General features: G+C 52.8%; 1 protein-coding gene. It reads left to right on the top strand.

The features are described 5' to 3' along the window. Positions 1 to 196, top strand: a 196-nt coding sequence (locus tag FRY97_RS23425) for a transposase domain-containing protein (protein ID WP_147169792.1), incomplete at its 5' end; no start/stop codon positions are given. Between the last annotated feature and the right edge of the window lie 122 nt (positions 197 to 318).

Raw genomic sequence — 318 nt, 5'->3', positions numbered from 1 at the left:
CCTCTTTGCCGGGTCCCACGAAGCCGCCCAGCGGGCCGCTATGATCTACAGCTTCATGGCCAGCTGTAAGGAACATCAGATCAACCCTTACCAATGGCTTAAAGACACCCTCGATCGTATCCCTGACACCAAGCTCTCCGAACTCCACACCCTAATACCCAGCCCCCAGTGGGAACCAATGGAGCAAAACACGTAGTTGCTCGGACGCTTACCCTATTGGTGAACAAGGACAAGACGACGATCTGTCGTCCGGTCCGTTTTGAGTTGTTGGGCTATGGATTTATTTCATCTTACCGCAAAGGCGCGAAGGGGAAATAT

The sequence above is a fragment of the Phaeodactylibacter luteus genome, from assembly GCF_007993045.1.
GTDB classification, from domain to species: Bacteria; Bacteroidota; Bacteroidia; order Chitinophagales; family Saprospiraceae; genus Phaeodactylibacter; species Phaeodactylibacter luteus.
This window is presented reverse-complemented; position numbering and strand designations above follow the sequence as displayed.